The sequence below is a fragment of the Brevundimonas aurifodinae genome (assembly GCF_040195595.1).
In the GTDB taxonomy this organism is placed as follows: Bacteria; Pseudomonadota; Alphaproteobacteria; order Caulobacterales; family Caulobacteraceae; genus Brevundimonas; species Brevundimonas aurifodinae.
Genome location: NZ_JBEGDD010000016.1, coordinates 22,557 through 38,064, shown reverse-complemented (window position 1 = coordinate 38,064; position 15,508 = coordinate 22,557). Strand labels below are relative to the sequence as shown.

The following is a 15,508-nucleotide window of genomic DNA, read 5'->3' as shown; positions in this document are numbered from 1 at the left end:
TCTCCTCCTTCAGCGACGCTGGGAACGGGAAACCTGGGCGAGGACCGCCTGCAGGCGAGACGCGGAGGGGCCGAAGCCCGCCAGCGCCGAATCGATGCGCAGCGCCACCGCCTCGGCCTTGTCCTGATCGGCCACCCCGGCGACGCCGAGGGCGAAATAGGTGGACATGGCGAACTTGGCTTCGGGCGATCCCTGCCGGTCGGCCTGGGAATACCAGTGGAAGGCGCGGGCATAGTCGGGCGGCACGCCGATGCCCTCGGAATACATGACCGCCAGGACCAGCTGGGCCTCCGAGGAGCCGTTGACCGCCGCCAGCTGGACGGCGCGGACCATCTCCACATAGGAGAGGTGCGACTCCATGTCGTGCCCCAGCATGGCCTCCAGCGTCTGGATCTGGCGGGCCGACAGGTCATTCGCGCGCTCGGCCACCGTCTCGGTCACGCCGAGGTAGCGCAGCGCCCGGCCGACGTGGACGAAGGGCAGTTCGGTCATGCGGCCGAGCGCGTATTCATAGGCGTCGCCGCGCGGGCGGCTCTCGTCCGAGAAGGGCACGCCCGAGGCCGGGGCCTCGTTGGGGTAGAATTCATAGGGCGGCACCCACTGGCGCGCCTTGGCCTCGACGAAGGCGCCGTAGCGCGAGCGGGCCGGCGTCGAACGCTCGAAGTCCTTGAGCAGGACATAGGCCCCGACGTCGCCCGTCTGGACCGCCAGATAGTTGTAGAGATAGGCGTCGACGTCGTTCCGTGGGAACAGGCTGACGGCGGAATAGAAACCGGCGCGACGGCGGTCGACCTGGCCGTTCGGGCCGCGGCCCACGGCCTCGCGCGCCTCTCGATTGTCAGACGGCTCGCCGAAGGGGCCGTAGAGGGCGTCGTGCAGCCGGGCCAGGGTGCGGAAGCCGTCGGCGTCCTGGGTCGACAGGACGTAGATCATCCGGTTCCGGACCTCGCCCTGCTCCTCCATCGTCATGCGCGACAGCTGACCGTCCAGACGCTGATAGGCGATATGGCGTTCCCAGGCGCGGCAGTCGTCATAGCGCGAGACCGGACGCCAGCCGCCGAAGCCGCCCCGGTCGACGCGGTTGATCGGCGCGAAGCCCTCGTCGTTGGCCAGGGCGAGGCCGGTCCAGACCGCGCTCTCGATCGGGTCCTCGATGTTCTTGTCGGTGGCCCTGACCGCCGCGTAGCGGGTGCCGAGTTCAAGCTGGGCGAAGAAGTCCCCGCGGAAGGCCGCGCGTCGCAGCTGGCGCAGGCCGGCTTCCTGGGCGTTGAACTCCGAGCCGGTCACCGATTGCGGGCGCGGGCAGGCGTTGGCGGCGGACGCGTCTCCGCGCCGCCAGAAGGCCAGGTTGGGGTCGCTGCAGCTGGCGACCGAACCGGCGAGCATGGCCAGGACGGCGATCGTGCCCACCACGGCGAGGGCCCCGCGCGAACGGCGCGGACGGTCGTCTGTCGTGGCCTCGCGGTCTCGCATACCCATCCCCACTCTGTTTCCGCGCCCCGGCGTTAACCATTTCCCAAACCGGGGTTCGGGTCCAGTGAACTTCCGATCATGGTTAACGCCGTTTGACGACAAAGCGTTGCCGCATGTTGGCCGCAATCGGGCCTGGCCAAGCTTCGTCCACAGAAATCAGGGGTTTACGCCCATGGGGCGAGTGGCGGTGTGGCGTTTGGAGCGGAGCGACCCTATGTGGCGCGTCCTGCACAGCCTCTCGAAAAGCCGTTCAATGTCCTATCTCGCCCGCGCCGACCGCCCCGCCGACAAGGCCGAACGCTATGCCGAGGTCGAGGCCGAGATCCTGGCCGTTCTGGACGGAGAGCCGGACCGGACGGCCCGGATGGCCACCGTCGCCTCGATGCTGGCCGATGCCTTCGAGGACTATTTCTGGACCGGCTTCTATGTCGTCGACCCGACCCGCGAGCGCGAGCTGGTGGTCGGGCCCTATCAGGGGACGCTGGGCTGTCTGAGGATCGCGTTCGGGAGGGGCGTCTGTGGGACGGCGGCCGAGACGGGGCGGACGCAGATCGTGGAGGACGTCCACGCCTTTCCCGGCCACATCGCCTGTGACGGCCGCTCCGAGAGCGAGATCGTGGTGCCGGTGTTCGACGGCTCGGGCGCCCTGATCGCCGTGTTCGACGTCGACGCGACACGAAAGTCGGCGTTCGACGCAGTGGACGCCGAGGCGCTGGAGCGGCTGATGGGCAAGGTGTTCGCCGCCTAGAGGGAGCCGTCCTGCGGGCGCAAGAGGTTCATCACAGCGAGCACAGCGAAGGCACGACGGACACGGCGGGACCGAGCGAACGGGGAAGACGTCGACCGGCCATTTCCGAGATTGCCACGCGATGAAGGGCGGCTTCGCCGCCAGCCTTCTACGGATCTCCGGTCTCTACGGGACCGATCGATGTCGGAACTGCGAACTCGGTCCCGCCGTGTCCGTCGTGCCTTCGCTGTGCTCGCTGTGATCAACCCCTTTCTTCCGCTCCGCCAAAGTCCACTCAGCCGAAAACCGGGGCGCGCTTCTGGGTGAAGGCCATGAAGGCCTCCATGGCCTCGGGGCTGGACATCTGGGAGCCGAAGGCCTCGCCCTCGCGCTGCATCAGGGCCCACAGGCTCTCGGCGTCGCGCATCAGCCGCTTGGTCTTGCGGATCGAGTTCGGCGCGCGGGCGGCGACCTTGACCGCGAGGGCGACGGCCGTCGCGTCGACCTCGGCGGCCGGGACGGCGCGGTTGGCCAGGCCCCAGGCGAGGGCGGTGCGGCCGTCGATCGGCTCGCCCAGAGCGAAAATCTCGAACGCGCGCTGATGGCCGACGACCATCGGCAGCAGCATCGACGAAGCCGCCTCGGGGGCCAGGGCCAGGTTGATGAAGGGGGCCGACAGCAGGGCGTCCTCGGCCACCACCACCAGGTCGCAATGCAGCAGCAGCGTCAGGCCGATCCCCACCGCCCGGCCGCGCACGGCGGCGACCGCCGGCTTGTCCAGATCGGCCAGGGCCTTGAGGAAGCGGAACACCGGCGCGTCGACCACCTGGCTCCCGCCCGAGGAGCCGATGGCGATGAAGTCGGCGATGTCGTTGCCGGCCGAGAAGCTGTCGCCCTCCGCGCGGAACAGCAGGGCCCGGACGGCGTCGTCGGTCCGCGCCCGCTCGGTCGCCTCGGCCAGGACGGCGTACATGGCCTGGGTGATGGCGTTCTTCTTCTCGGGCCGGTTCAGGGTGACGGTCAGGACGCCGTCGGCGAACTGGGTCAGGACGGGGTCGGTCAAGCGGGGCTCTCCTCGGATGATGTCGCGGTCCACCAGTCGACGCCGTGGGCGTCGCGCGCGCGGCGGGCCCGGCCCCGGGCCTCCAGGTGGTTCAGGTGGGCGATCGCCTCGCCGGTGGCCATGCCGTAGAGGCCGTCGCCGACCGGCCGGGCGAACAGGGAGCCGAACACATCGACGGCGCGGCGGGGCGTGTGGAGCGTGCGCTCCAGTCGTTTCAGCGAGGTGGCGTGGCCCCGCCGCAGGGCCTCGATGCGGGGCAGGACGCCGGTGAAGGGCTCGCCGTGTCCGGGCAGGCAGAAGGTGTCGGCGGGCAGGGTGGCCTCCAGCCGGTCCAGCGACGTCAGCCAGTCGCCCAGGGGATCGGCCATCGGCTCGGTCGGCCAGACCGAGATGTTGGACGAGATGCGCGGCAGGATCTGATCCCCCGACAGCAGGACGCCGTCCGATCGCCGCCACAGGCAGATGTGCTCTGGGCTGTGGCCGTCGCCGACGACGACGCTCCAGTCCTCGCCGCCGATCGACAGGGTGTCGCCGGCGCTGACCCGCAGATAGCTGGGCGGCAGGGGGGCGACCCCCTTGGAGAACATACCGTAGGAGGCGCGCCAGCGATCGATGCGCTCGGCCTCCCATCCCGCCGCGCGGAAGAAGGTCGCGCCGCTCTCGGGGGCGGGTCCGGTGTCGGCGACCAGCATCCGGCCGGTGACGTATTCCAGCCGCGACATCAGCAGGGGCGCCTCGAATCGCTCGCACAGCCAGCCCGCCAGGCCGATGTGGTCGGGGTGCATGTGGGTGCAGATCACCCGGGTGACGGGACGTCCGCCCAGAGGGCCCGCCAAGGCCGCCTCCCATGCGGTGACCGAGTCGGGCGTGCGAAGGCCGGTGTCGATCACGACCCAGCCGTCGCCGTCGGCGATGGCGTAGACATTGACGTGGTTCAGCGCCATCGGCAGGGGCAGCCGCATCCACAGCACGCCGGGCGCCGCTTGCACCGCCTCGCCCGGGGCGGGGGGCGCGCCCAGGGGATAGGTCAGGCCGCGCGACGGTTCGGCGATCTCGGTGGAACCGTCGGTGATGAGGGGGCCGTCGGCCAAGTCCGTCTCCAATCGCAACGGGCTGACCCTAGCGACAGACGCGCGGGCCGTCCAGTTTCCGCCGCGTCATGGTCTTGACCTGGTCCCGAGCGGTCGCCAAGGCTGGTGCGAAACGCCCATACCCTCGATCAGCGTCCAGGAGCCTCCCTCGTGTCCAAGTCCCCTCTCGCCGCCGTGTCCATGGCGGCCCTGTGCCTGAACCTGATGTCCGGCGGTGCCGTCTTCGCCGCGAGCGGGGAGGCCGAGGCGGGCCAGACCCGGACGCAGCGCGCGCTGGCCCGCAACGCCGCCGAACAGGACGCCGAGGCCCAGGAGGGGCAGGAGGGCGAACAGACCGAGCAGTCCGGCAACAACCGACGCAACCGCAACAGCCAGCCCGCCCCGCCGACGCCGGAGGAAATCGCCGCCGCCGCCCAGACCATGGCCACGGCCGCGGGCACGACCTGTCAGGTGACCCAGGCCAATCTGCTGGGCCAGACCGCCGAGCAGGAGCTGACCTATGAGGCCGCCTGCGCCACGGGCCCGGGTTATATCCTGATCGGATCGACCCCGCCGCGCGCCGTGGACTGCGTGCTGCTGGCCGGCCAGGCCGACATCGAGCGCGCTCGCGACCCGGCCGCCGACGTCGGCACCCAATGCCTGATCCCCCAGAACACCGACGTGCTGCGGGTCGTCAGCGCCTACGCCGCCGAGGCCGGGGTGACCTGCCCGGTCGATCAGGGCGCCTCGATCGGCAAGTCGCGCGAGGAGAATCTGATCTATGAGGTCGGCTGCAGCGGCGTGGACGGGGCCTGGATCGAGCGCCTGCCGACCGGCTGGAAGGTCACCGCCTGCGCCCAGGTAATCACCCAGAACGGCACCTGCCGGTACTCGACCGCGGCGGAGCAGAACGCCACGCTGAAGGCGCGCTTCGCCTCGAACGCGGAGGCCGCCGCCTGTGACCCGACCCAGGGCCGCTACATGGGGGCGAACGCAAACGGCAGCTTCTTCGAGGCCAAGTGCGCGGCGGGCAACGGCATCATCGTGCGCTTCGACACCCAGTTCGCCGTGCAGCAGGTCTATCCGTGCGAGGTCGCCCAGCGCATCGGCGGCGGCTGCACCATGACGGAGGTCCCGCCTCTCCCGGAAGGCACGGTCTCTACCCCGCCCGCCCAATAGGCGAGGGCGACATCCGGACCTGAAGGACGGCCCCCGCTTTTCAAGCGGGGGCCGTTTTCGCGATCACCAAGCCGTGACACCCGCCGGGTGGCGGCCGAACCCGGCCGCGCCTAGGCTCGGTAACGAACCCATCCGACCACCGTATCCAGCCTCAGAGTCCCGACCCGCTGTCCACCGTCCTCCCGGAGCCCTTCATGTCCAGCATTCCCGTCGACCCGCGCCCCTCCGCGCCCGCCGTCCGCCGCATCTCCGGCGCGGACCTCGACTGGGCCCTGTCGGAAGGGTGGAAGGACTTCAACGCCAAGCGCGGCGACATCCTGGTGCTGGCGGTGCTGTATCCGGTGCTGGGCCTGCTGGCGGCGGCGATCGCGCTGAACGACCGGCTGCTGCCGGTGTTCTTTCCGCTGGTGGCCGGACTGACGGTCATGGGACCCGCCGTGGCGGCCGGCTTCTATGAGATCGCGCGGCGTCGGGACCTGGGGATCAGCTCCAGCTGGACGCATTTCTTCGACCCGCTGAACGGGCGCAGCCGCACGCCCCTCGTGATGTTGACCCTGATGTCGCTGGTGTTCTTCACCGTGTGGATCGCGGCGGCCTGGATCGTCTACGAGCTGACGCTGGGCAGGGTCGCGCCCATGACGGTCGCGGGCGGGTTTCAGCAGTTGTTCTCCACGCCCGAAGGCCTGGCCATGGTGGTGATCGGAAACGCGGTCGGGGCGGTGTTCGCCGTGCTGACCGTGTTCCTGACGCTGGTGTCCTTCCCGATGGTGGTCGACAAGCCGGTGGACGCGGGCACCGCGGTCGGCACCTCGGTGCGGGCGGTTTCGGCCAACATCCCGACGGTGGCGTCGTGGGGGCTAAGGGTCGCGGTCCTGCTGGTGCTCGGCTCCCTGCCGCTGTTCATCGGCCTGGCGGTGGTCCTGCCGGTGCTGGGATACGCCACCTGGCATCTGTACACGCGGCTGGTCGAGCGGTGATCAGGCCGACAGGTCCACGTCCTTCCGCTCGGTGACGAGCAGATAGCCCAGCACCACCGTCGCCAGGGCCACCACCACCGGATACCAGAGCCCGGCATAGATGTTGCCGGTCGCCGCCACGATGGCGAAGGCCGTGGTGGGCAGAAAGCCGCCGAACCAGCCGTTGCCGATGTGATAGGGCAGGGACATGGAGGTGTAGCGGATGTTGGTCGGGAACATCTCCACCAGGGCCGCCGCGATCGGCCCGTAGACCATGGTCACATAGAAGACGAGCACGAACAGGATCGCCACGACCATGGGCCGGTTGACCAGGGTGGCCTCGGCCTTGGGCGGGTATCCCGCCGTGGCCAGGGCGGTGCCGAGCGTGGCCTCGAAACCGGCCTTGGCCTCGGCGAAGGCCGGGCGGGCGAGAGCGGTGCCGTCGACGCCGGCGACCGTCGTGTCCCCGATCCGCACCTGGGCCAACGTGCCCGCCGGGGCGGCCTCGTTCGCGTAGCTGACGCCCGCCTTGGCCAGGAAGCCCTTGGCCAGGTCGCAGGAGCTGTCGAACACCGTCTTGCCCACCGGATCGAACTGGACCGAGCAGTCGGCCGGGTCGGCGACCACGGTCACGGGCGAGGAGGCGGTCGCCGCCGCCAGCCGGGGGTTGGCCGCCTCGGTCAGGGCCGAGAACAGCGGGAAATAGGTGGCGGCGGCCAGCAGGCACCCGGCCAGGATGATCGGCTTTCGCCCCACCTTGTCCGACAGCCAGCCCCAGAAGACGAAGAAGGGGGTGGCCAGCAGCAAAGCGACCGCGATCAGGATGTTGGCCAGGGCCGCGTCGACCCGCAGCACCTTCTCCAGGAAGAACAGGGCGTAGAACTGGCCCGTATACCAGACCACCGCCTGGCCGGCGGTCAGCCCGACCAGGGCGATCAGCACCAGTTTCAGATTCGGCCATCGGCCGAAGCTGTCTTTCAGCGGGGTGGGCGATCCCTTGCCTTCGGCCTTCATGCGGGCGAAGGCCGGGCTCTCGGCCAGCCTCAGCCGGATCCACAGGGACACGCCGAGCAGCAGGATCGACACCAGGAAGGGGATGCGCCAGCCCCAGTCCAGGAAGGCCGCCTCGCCCACCGCCAGACGCACGCCCAGGATGACCACCAGGCTGAGCAGCAGGCCCGCCGTCGCCGTGATCTGGATGAAGCTGGTGTAGAAGCCGCGTTTGCCGGGCGGGGCGTGTTCGGCGACATAGGTGGCCGCGCCCCCGTATTCGCCGCCCAGCGCCAGCCCCTGGACCAACCGCATGGCGATCAGGATGACCGGCGCCGCCACGCCGATGGCGGCATAGGAGGGCAACAGGCCGACCACGAAGGTCGACAGCCCCATCAGCAGCATGGTCACCAGAAAGGTGTTCTTCCTGCCCCACAGGTCGCCCAGCCGCCCGAAGAACACCGCGCCGAACGGCCGGACCGCGAAGCCGGCGGCAAACGCCATCAGGGCGAAGATGTAGCCGGTGGTCTCGTTCACGCCCGAGAAGAACTGGGCCGTGATGATCGCCGCCAGCGAGCCGTACAGATAGAAGTCGTACCACTCGATCACCGTGCCCACCGACGACGCCAGGATCACCAGCCGGTCGTCGCGCTTCAGGCCGGGGGCCTGGCTCAGGTCAGCGTCCAAGATGTCGTCTCCGCGCGGGTCGCCGAACGATCGCACGCGGGGACGCAAAGAGAAAAGGCCCGGTGTTTCCACCGGGCCTTCTTTCGTTTCGGCGATGCCGCCTGGATCAGGCGGCTTCGGCTTCTTCGGTTTCCTCGGCCACGGGCTGGTTGGCCTTCTTGGCGCTGAGGGACTTGCCGAGCAGGGCGACGGCCGCGTCCTTGTCGATGCGGTTGGCGGCGGCGACCTCGCGGGCCATGCGGTCCAGCGCCGATTCATAAAGCTGGCGCTCCGAGTAGGACTGTTCCGGCTGGGTCTCGGCGCGGTGCAGGTCGCGGACCACTTCGGCGATCGAGATCAGGTCGCCAGAGTTGATCTTGGCCTCGTACTCCTGGGCGCGACGCGACCACATGGTGCGCTTGATGCGGGCGCGACCCTTGAGCACCGTCAGGGCCTTGGACACGGTGTCCTCGGCCGCCAGGGTGCGCAGGCCGGCGGTCTTGGCCTTCCTGGTGGGGACACGCAGGGTCATCTTCTCGTGGTCGAAGGTCACGACGTAGACCTCCAGAGACATGCCCGCGACTTCCTGGGTCTCGATGGCCGCGACCTTGCCGACGCCGTGCGCCGGATAGACGACGGCGTCGCCAACCTTGAACTCCAGACCGGTCTTGTTCGTCATGTCATTCCTTTCCCGGACGCAGGGACGGAGAGACGCGAAGGCGCGACGGCAATTGCTCTCAGGCCCGGCGACGAGGGGTTCGCCGATGCGTGAAATCAGTCGTCAGTCGCGGAAACGGATCACCCAACCTCTGGCCGATCCCGCCTTCATGGGCGGGATTCTGTCGCAAACGCGGGCGGCGCGCAGAAAACGCAGACCGCCCGACCCAATGTCAGCAACCTATCACAAAAATGCGGAATTTCAAAACGTCGCGTGCGGATGCGGCGCCGTCCGTCGGATTCCCGAACCGGAACCAGACGGATCCTAGGAGCCCTTGCCGGGCTCCGGCGAGAAGTATTTCTCGAACTTGCCATTCTCGCGCTCGAACTGCTCGCGGTCGGCGGGGGGCGTGCCCTTGACGGTGATGTTGGGCCAGACGCGGGCGTACTGGGCGTTGATCTGCAGCCACTTGCCGTCCGGCTCGTCCTCGGTGTCGGGCTTGATGGCGTCGACGGGGCATTCGGGCTCGCACACGCCGCAGTCGATGCATTCGTCGGGCGCGATGGCCAGGAAGTTCTCGCCCTCGTAGAAGCAGTCCACGGGGCAGACCTCCACGCAGTCCATGAACTTACATTTCACGCAGGCGTCGGTGACGATGTAGGTCATGGGCGGGCGGGTCGGTCCTTGAGGCTCAGCGGTTCCGGAGATGGCCGGGCGCGGGCGGACTGTCAACCGATGCGAGGTCGCGGCGCCTTGCGGAACGACGATCCCGTCCCAACTGTTACCGACACGGCTGCGGATTGGCGCGGTCGATCCATCCCGCCGACCGGAGAGACCCATGACCGTATCCAAGTTCCGCCCCAGCCGCCTGGCGCTCGTCGTCGCCGCCGCCGTGACCCTGACCGGCGGGGCCGTGGTGGCCCAGGCCGCCCTGACGCAGAACCCGGCAGAGGTGCGCGCCGGCGACTACGCTCTCGATTCCAGCCACGGCAAGATCACCTGGTCGGTCGATCATCTGGGCTTCTCGACCTACTACGGCCAGTTCGTGAATGTGCAGGCGCAGCTGACGCTGGACCCGGCCAATCCGTCGGCCAGCACCCTGACGGCGACCATCCCCCTGACCGACGTCGCGCCAAACGACGACCGGCTGAAGGCGCATCTGCAGACGGCGGACTTCTTCGACACGGCCAACCATCCGACGGCGACGTTCGTGTCGCGCTCGGTGACGGTCGACGCCGATGATCCCAACGAGGCCACTGTGGTCGGCGACCTGACGCTGCGCGGCGTCACGCGCCCGGTGACGATCGAGGTCGAGTTCAACCAGGCCGGCACCGCCATGGGCGCCTACAAGACCGGGTTCGACGGCGAGGCGACGATCAAGCGGTCGGAGTTCGGCATCGACTACGCCTTGCCGGCGATCTCCGACGAGGTCGAACTGCACATCGAGGGCGAGTTCAACATCGTCGTGTGAGGGACTTCAGGCGCGCCCTTCGTCGCCGGACAGGCGATAGAGGGCCCGCGCCTCGGCCGGGGGGCCACGCCGGTCCCCCAGCCCCTCGACCGTCAGCTCTATGACGCGGCCCGACAGGGCGAACACCAGGCCGTCGCCGACGTGGACCGATCGGCTGGGCTTGTCGAGGCGCACCTGGGCCCCGTTGTGCGTCAGCCGGACGGCGCCCCGCTCGACCAGGGCGGCGGCGAGACCGCGCGTCTTGGCGAAACGGGCGCGCCACAGCCAGACGTCGATGCGGCAGGCCTCGCTCAAACGGAGCGGGCCTTCCGGCGCGGCCTCTTCCGCCTGACCGAAGCGGGCGGCGCGGTCAGTGCGGCGAGGGCGGCGAAGGGCGAATCCTTCGGAGGCGCGACCGGACGGTCGGAGCGGTCGGGCTGTTTGGCGCGGGGCACCCGAAGCGCGCCGAGGATGGCCCTGGCCTCGGCGGTGGTCCAGCCGAGGTCGGCGAGGGCGGCGTCGGGCAGGTCGGCCGTGCGCGCGGTGCGCCTGTGTTCGGCGAGGCGTTCGAGGGTTTCGACGGGCGCGGCGACGCGGCCGATGGCGCGCAGGCCATGGGCAGACAGGGCGCGGGGGCTGGGCGGCGGGTCGGGGATGACCGTCAGGCCCTCGGCGCGGGGGTGGAAGGGCTCATCGGCGACGAAGGCCTGGGCCAGGGCACGACCGCGGGGCTTGAGCACGCCGGGCAGCCAGACGGAGTGGACCCCGACGCGGACGGCGAAGGTCTTGAGCGTGCGGCGCTCGGCGTGACTGAGGGCGGCGAGATCGCGTTCAACCTCGCGGCGGTCGATGACGCCGCCGGCCTCGACCAGGCGGAAGGCGAGGCCGCGCGGCAGGCCGGTCAGGGTGCCGGTCTCGATGGCGGTCTTGAGGCGACGCAAATCGCGCAGCGCCCGGCCGGCCTCGGAGGACAGGAAGGCCTCGATCCGGCGCTGGGCGCGGTCGCGGGCGGCCTGGGGGCCGAGGTCGCCGATCAGGCGGATGCGGGGGCTGAAGGGATCGCCGCCGATGATCCGGGCCGCGAGCGCGCCCTGCCAGAGAACGTCGCCGTCCGGCGACACGGTGAAGGCCGTGTCGGCGTCGGCGGCGAGGCGGCCGAGGCGGCGCGCGATCTCTGGCCCGACGGCGCGGAGCGCCGCGGTCTTCAGCGTTCGGTCGGCCAGTGCCGAGCCTCCGGACGACGGGGCGAAGCGGACGCCCTCCAGATGGCCCACGGCCTCGCCGTCCACGGTGACGACGCCGTCGCCCGCGACCTCGGCCAGGCTCGCCTCGCGGTCGTGCAGGGAGCGTATCAGGGCGGTGGTCTTGCGGTCCACGAAGCGGGCCGTCAGCCGTTCATGCAGCACGTCGGAGAGGCGGTCTTCGAGGGCCCGGGTCCGCTCGCGCCAGCCCTTGGCGTCAGCGACCCAGTCGGGGCGGTTGGCGATGTAGGACAGGGTGCGCACCCCCGCGAGCCGCGCCGACAGCTGGTCGATCTGGCCGTCGTCGCGATCGACCTCGGCGAAGCGGGGCGCGAACCAGTCGTCGGTCAGGCGACCGCGCTTGCCGGTCAGGGCCATGAAGACGTCGCGCGACAGGCGGGCGTGCTCGTCCAGCGTCGTCTTCTGGAAGTCCGGCAGCTGGCAGGCCTCCCACAGGCGCATGATGGTCCCGCGCGAGCGGCCGATGCGCTTGACCTCCCCGTCCTGCAGGGCGCGGCGCAGCAGGGTCTCGTCCAGCGCCTGGCCGGTCAGCTTCAGGCCGGGCCCTCCTCCTTGAAGACTGGCGGGCGTCTGGACCAGGGAGCGCAGGAGGTCGGGCAGGGTGTCGAAATCCAGCCGGGCGTTGCGCCACTCGATGGCCTGAACCGGATCGAAGCGGTGGTCCACGACCTGTTCGACGAGGTCCTCGTCCAACTCCTCGGCCTCGCCCGTCACCCCGAAGGTGCCGTCGCGGATGTGGCGGCCGGCGCGGCCGGCGATCTGGGCGATCTCGTGGGCGTGGAGCCAGCGGGTGCGGCGGCCGTCGAACTTCCTCAGGCCGGCGAAGGCGACATGGTCGACGTCCATGTTCAGCCCCATGCCGATGGCGTCGGTGGCGACCAGGAAGTCGACCTCGCCGGACTGGAACAGGGCCACCTGGGCGTTGCGGGTCCGGGGACTGAGGCTGCCCATGACCACGGCCGCCCCGCCCCTCTGGCGCCGGATCAGCTCGGCGATGGCGTAGACCTGCTCGGTCGAGAAGGCGACGATGGCGCTGCGGCGGGGCAGGCGGGTCAGCTTTTTCGACCCGGCGTAGGTCAGGCTGGACAGGCGTTCGCGCGACACGATCTCCACATCGGGGATCAGGCGGCGGATCAGGGGGGCCAGGGTGGAGGCCCCCAGGAACATGGTCTCGAACCGGCCGCGCGCGTGCAGCAGGCGGCTGGTGAAGACATGGCCGCGCTCGGGGTCGGCGGCCAGCTGGATTTCATCGACGGCCAGGAACTCGACCTCGCGCTCCATCGGCATGGCCTCGACCGTGCAGACGAAATAGACCGGCCGGGGCGGGATGATCTTCTCCTCGCCGGTGATCAGGGCGACCGAGGCCTGGCCCCGGGCGCGCACGATCCGCTCATAGACCTCGCGCGCCAGCAGGCGCAGCGGCAGGCCGATCATGCCCGAGGCATGACCCAGCATCCGTTCGACCGCCAGATGGGTCTTGCCGGTGTTGGTCGGCCCCAGGACCGCCACGACGCGGGAGGGGGCCTGGCCTGCGGAACGGTCGCTCATGATGCGACCAAGGTGGCGATTCGCCGGGGGGGCGGCAAGCGTGGCGGATCAGCCCGCCTGGACGGCCGCGCCGATCAGGACGGCGTTCAGGACCAGATAGACGATCGAGCCGGACAGGAAGAACCGCTTGTCCCAGCGCCGCACCCGCGCCGAGCCCCAGCCGTTGCGCGTCAGGATCGTCCAGGCCGCCGCCGCCGCGATGGCCAGAACGGCGAAGAACAGGGCCAGCAGGTGGATGTTGTCCATCAGTCCCAGCCCGCCCGTCTCGCCGACCACGTCCTCGACCGAGCGCATGTTCAGGACGATGGCGAACAGCACCCCCGCCAGCAGGCCCAGGCGCGGACTGAGGTAGAGCCCCTCCTCGTCGTGCATCAGGAAGGTCAGCAGGGTCAGCATGGAAGCGATGTAGAGTGGCGCGACCAGCTTCCAGAAGGTCCACAGGTCCGCCCGTTCGATGTCGATCACGATCTCCAGATGCGGATAGATGGTGGTGACATCATCGGGCAGGCTGGGGTCGCCGAAGGCGGTCGTATAGACCTCCTCACGCGCCTGGACGGCGAAACCGGTGACGCGCCAGCCGTCGACCGCCAGGGTGCGCGAGACCGACGAGCGGCGGTCGTCGGCCACATACTGCAGGGTGGTGGCGTCGTCGGCCGTGTCTTCCACGATCATACGCAGGGTGTGGCGGTCGAAGGGATAGTTGCGGACGTCGAGGGACTGGCGATAGACGCCGGCGACCTTGCGTTGGGACCACAGACCGAACGGTGTCGGGTCGGCGTATTCCAGGGACTGGACCTGCTCATGGGCGTTCAGCCATTCGGCGGTCTGGAGCGCGTTGCGATCGCCGGTGCAGACGCTCCACGCCCAGACGTCCGCGCCGAAGCGCCCCGCCCGGGTGTCGATGTCGTAGAGGTCGCCCAGATAGACCCCCATCGAGCAGACGCTCTGGACCGGGCGCGGATCGGCGGCGGTCTGGCGCGCGGCGGCGGGGGCCGCGAGCCCCATCAGCCCGGCGCACAGGATGATCGCCCAGAACCGCATGCATCCCCCGAAGACGAAGCGGGACTGTTCCGCGTCCGAAGCGGATGCGCAAGCGCCGCCCGGGGTCGCGGTCAGTGGGCCGTCAGCATCGCCTCGATCTGACCGAGGCGTTCCTTGCCGAAGAACATCTCGCCCTCGACGTAGAAGGTGGGCGAGCCGAAGGCCCCGCGCGCGACCGCCGCCGCCGTGTTGTCGGCCAGGCGGGCCTTGACGGCGTCGGTCTGGGCCAGGGTCAGCAGGCGCTCGGCGTCGAGGCCCGCCTCGGTGATGACGGACGCCAGGACGGCTGGGTCGCCCATCTGCAGGCCGCGCTCCCAGAAGCCCGCGGCGACGGCGGTGACATAGGCGTCGAACTCGGGGCCCGGCGCGCAGGCGCAAAGGCCGCGCATGGCGGTCAGGCTGTTGACCGGGAAATGCGGGTTCATCTGGAACTCGGCCAGGCCGTGGGCGGCGATGAAGCGGCGGATCTCCAGCATCTCGTAGTCCAGCTTGCCCTTGATGCCGCCGAAGGCGGTGAAGGGGGCCTGGTTGCCGGTCGCCTTGAAGACGCCGCCCAGAAGGACCGGGATCAGGGTGATCGTCGTGCCCGTTCGCTGGGCCACCGCCGGCAGGGTCCGGTAGGCCAGATAGGCGTTCAGGCTGGCGAAATCGAAGATGAAGTCGATCGTCTTGGCCACTACCAGGTTTCCTTCCAGGGGCGCAGGTCCAGTTCAAAGGTCCAGGCGCTGCGTTGCTGATTGTGGAGCCAGACGTAGTTCTTCGCGATCTCGTCGGGCTTGAGGATGGCGTCGGCGTCCAGCAGGGCCTGGATGTCGGGGGCGATGGCGCGGGCGAAGGTGCCGTCGATCATGCCGTCCACCACGACGTGGGCGACGTGGATGCCCTGTGGCCCCATCTCGCGGGCCAGGCTCTGGGCCAACTGTCGAAGCGCCGCCTTGGCCCCGGCGAAGGCCGAGAAGCCCGCGCCGCCGCGCGTCGAGGCTGTGGCCCCGGTGAACAGGATGGTGCCGCGTCCGCGCGGAGCCATGACACGGGCGGCCTCTCGCCCCGTGAAGAAACCGGCGAGCGCCGCCATCTCCCAGACCTTGGAATAGACCTGGGCGGTGGTGTCGATCACGGAAAAGCGGACGTTGGCCCCGATGTTGAAGACCACGACCTGAAGCGGGCCGATCTCGGCCTCGATTCTGTCGACCAGGCCGACCATCTCGGCCTCGACCCGGGCGTCGACGCCGAAGGCGTGGGCGGTGCCACCGGTGGAGCGGATGGCGGCGGCGACGGCCTCCAGCTGATCCAGGTTGCGGGCCCGGCGGGTCATGCACACCGTCAGGCCCTCGGCCGCGAAGGCCCGGGCGATGGCCGAACCGACGCCGTCTCCGGCACCGACGATCAGGCAGGTGGGGGTGGCCGACATCGATCTCTCCTTGG

Annotated in this window: 15 protein-coding genes; 4 read left to right on the top strand and 11 right to left on the bottom strand. The window is 69.9% G+C overall.

Annotated elements, in window-relative coordinates; all coding sequences use genetic code 11:
• Nucleotides 1-9 precede the first annotated feature (9 nt).
• A complete protein-coding gene (locus ABN401_RS15340; protein ID WP_349685740.1) occupies nt 10-1,473 on the bottom strand; it encodes a tetratricopeptide repeat protein in 1,464 nt (487 codons plus the stop codon).
• Between the two features lie 253 nt (nt 1,474-1,726).
• On the opposite strand from ABN401_RS15340, the gene ABN401_RS15335 reads away from it, so the two are divergent.
• The gene (locus ABN401_RS15335) at nt 1,727-2,221 is read left to right on the top strand and encodes a GAF domain-containing protein (RefSeq protein ID WP_349685739.1); all 495 of its coding nucleotides are present in this window, start codon (nt 1,727-1,729) and stop codon (nt 2,219-2,221) included.
• Between the two features lie 274 nt (nt 2,222-2,495).
• On the opposite strand, the gene ABN401_RS15330 is transcribed toward ABN401_RS15335, so the two are convergent.
• Nucleotides 2,496-3,263 (bottom strand): enoyl-CoA hydratase, encoded by a 768-nt coding sequence (locus ABN401_RS15330; RefSeq protein ID WP_349685738.1) that lies wholly within the window; start codon nt 3,261-3,263, stop codon nt 2,496-2,498.
• The gene (locus tag ABN401_RS15325; RefSeq protein ID WP_349685737.1) at nt 3,260-4,354 is read right to left on the bottom strand and encodes an MBL fold metallo-hydrolase; all 1,095 of its coding nucleotides are present in this window, start codon (nt 4,352-4,354) and stop codon (nt 3,260-3,262) included. The genes ABN401_RS15330 and ABN401_RS15325 overlap by 4 nt, the downstream gene beginning before the upstream one ends.
• A gap of 150 nt (nt 4,355-4,504) precedes the next feature.
• On the opposite strand from ABN401_RS15325, the gene ABN401_RS15320 reads away from it, so the two are divergent.
• Both ABN401_RS15320 and ABN401_RS15315 read left to right on the top strand, forming a co-directional pair.
• Nucleotides 4,505-5,512: a hypothetical protein gene (locus tag ABN401_RS15320; protein WP_349685736.1), complete on the top strand. Its 1,008-nt coding sequence runs from the start codon at nt 4,505-4,507 to the stop codon at nt 5,510-5,512.
• Nucleotides 5,513-5,706: 194 nt separating this feature from the next.
• Nucleotides 5,707-6,489 (top strand): DUF2189 domain-containing protein, encoded by a 783-nt coding sequence (locus ABN401_RS15315; protein ID WP_349685735.1) that lies wholly within the window; start codon nt 5,707-5,709, stop codon nt 6,487-6,489.
• On the opposite strand, the gene ABN401_RS15310 is transcribed toward ABN401_RS15315, so the two are convergent.
• The 3 genes from ABN401_RS15310 to fdxA form a co-directional block, all read right to left on the bottom strand.
• A complete protein-coding gene (locus ABN401_RS15310) occupies nt 6,490-8,145 on the bottom strand; it encodes an MFS transporter (protein WP_349685734.1) in 1,656 nt (551 codons plus the stop codon).
• Between the two features lie 106 nt (nt 8,146-8,251).
• A complete protein-coding gene (locus ABN401_RS15305) occupies nt 8,252-8,803 on the bottom strand; it encodes a CarD family transcriptional regulator (RefSeq protein WP_349685733.1) in 552 nt (183 codons plus the stop codon).
• 303 nt (nt 8,804-9,106) lie between these two features.
• The gene (gene fdxA, locus ABN401_RS15300) at nt 9,107-9,448 is read right to left on the bottom strand and encodes a ferredoxin FdxA (protein WP_349685732.1); all 342 of its coding nucleotides are present in this window, start codon (nt 9,446-9,448) and stop codon (nt 9,107-9,109) included.
• Nucleotides 9,449-9,620: 172 nt separating this feature from the next.
• Between fdxA and ABN401_RS15295 the strand changes: the two genes are divergently transcribed.
• Nucleotides 9,621-10,253 (top strand): YceI family protein, encoded by a 633-nt coding sequence (locus ABN401_RS15295; RefSeq protein ID WP_349685731.1) that lies wholly within the window; start codon nt 9,621-9,623, stop codon nt 10,251-10,253.
• Between the two features lie 6 nt (nt 10,254-10,259).
• On the opposite strand, the gene ABN401_RS15290 is transcribed toward ABN401_RS15295, so the two are convergent.
• From ABN401_RS15290 to ABN401_RS15270, 5 genes are all read right to left on the bottom strand, one after another.
• Entirely contained in the window at nt 10,260-10,547 is a 288-nt protein-coding gene (locus ABN401_RS15290; protein ID WP_349685730.1) for an RNA-binding S4 domain-containing protein, read from the bottom strand.
• Entirely contained in the window at nt 10,544-13,042 is a 2,499-nt protein-coding gene (locus tag ABN401_RS15285) for a helicase-related protein (protein WP_349685729.1), read from the bottom strand. Before ABN401_RS15285 ends, ABN401_RS15290 begins: the two co-directional genes overlap by 4 nt.
• A gap of 48 nt (nt 13,043-13,090) precedes the next feature.
• The gene (locus ABN401_RS15280; protein WP_349685728.1) at nt 13,091-14,083 is read right to left on the bottom strand and encodes a ligand-gated ion channel; all 993 of its coding nucleotides are present in this window, start codon (nt 14,081-14,083) and stop codon (nt 13,091-13,093) included.
• A 71-nt stretch (nt 14,084-14,154) separates the two neighbouring features.
• Complete coding sequence (locus ABN401_RS15275) at nt 14,155-14,760, bottom strand: 2-hydroxychromene-2-carboxylate isomerase (RefSeq protein WP_349685727.1); 606 nt, start codon at nt 14,758-14,760, stop codon at nt 14,155-14,157.
• Entirely contained in the window at nt 14,760-15,494 is a 735-nt protein-coding gene (locus ABN401_RS15270) for an SDR family NAD(P)-dependent oxidoreductase (protein WP_349685726.1), read from the bottom strand. The genes ABN401_RS15275 and ABN401_RS15270 overlap by 1 nt, the downstream gene beginning before the upstream one ends.
• Nucleotides 15,495-15,508 lie beyond the last annotated feature (14 nt).

Bases quoted from the DNA above. Each gene is read 5' to 3' on its own strand.
- ABN401_RS15340 (WP_349685740.1), bottom strand. From the start codon at position 1,473: ATGCGAGACCGCGAGGCCACGACAGACGACCGTCCGCGCCGTTCGCGC.
- ABN401_RS15335 (WP_349685739.1), top strand. From the start codon at position 1,727: ATGTCCTATCTCGCCCGCGCCGACCGCCCCGCCGACAAGGCCGAACGC.
- ABN401_RS15315 (WP_349685735.1), top strand. From the start codon at position 5,707: ATGTCCAGCATTCCCGTCGACCCGCGCCCCTCCGCGCCCGCCGTCCGC.
- ABN401_RS15305 (WP_349685733.1), bottom strand. From the start codon at position 8,803: ATGACGAACAAGACCGGTCTGGAGTTCAAGGTTGGCGACGCCGTCGTC.
- fdxA (WP_349685732.1), bottom strand. From the start codon at position 9,448: ATGACCTACATCGTCACCGACGCCTGCGTGAAATGTAAGTTCATGGAC.
- ABN401_RS15295 (WP_349685731.1), top strand. From the start codon at position 9,621: ATGACCGTATCCAAGTTCCGCCCCAGCCGCCTGGCGCTCGTCGTCGCC.
- ABN401_RS15285 (WP_349685729.1), bottom strand. From the start codon at position 13,042: ATGAGCGACCGTTCCGCAGGCCAGGCCCCCTCCCGCGTCGTGGCGGTC.
- ABN401_RS15280 (WP_349685728.1), bottom strand. From the start codon at position 14,083: ATGCGGTTCTGGGCGATCATCCTGTGCGCCGGGCTGATGGGGCTCGCG.
- ABN401_RS15270 (WP_349685726.1), bottom strand. From the start codon at position 15,494: ATGTCGGCCACCCCCACCTGCCTGATCGTCGGTGCCGGAGACGGCGTC.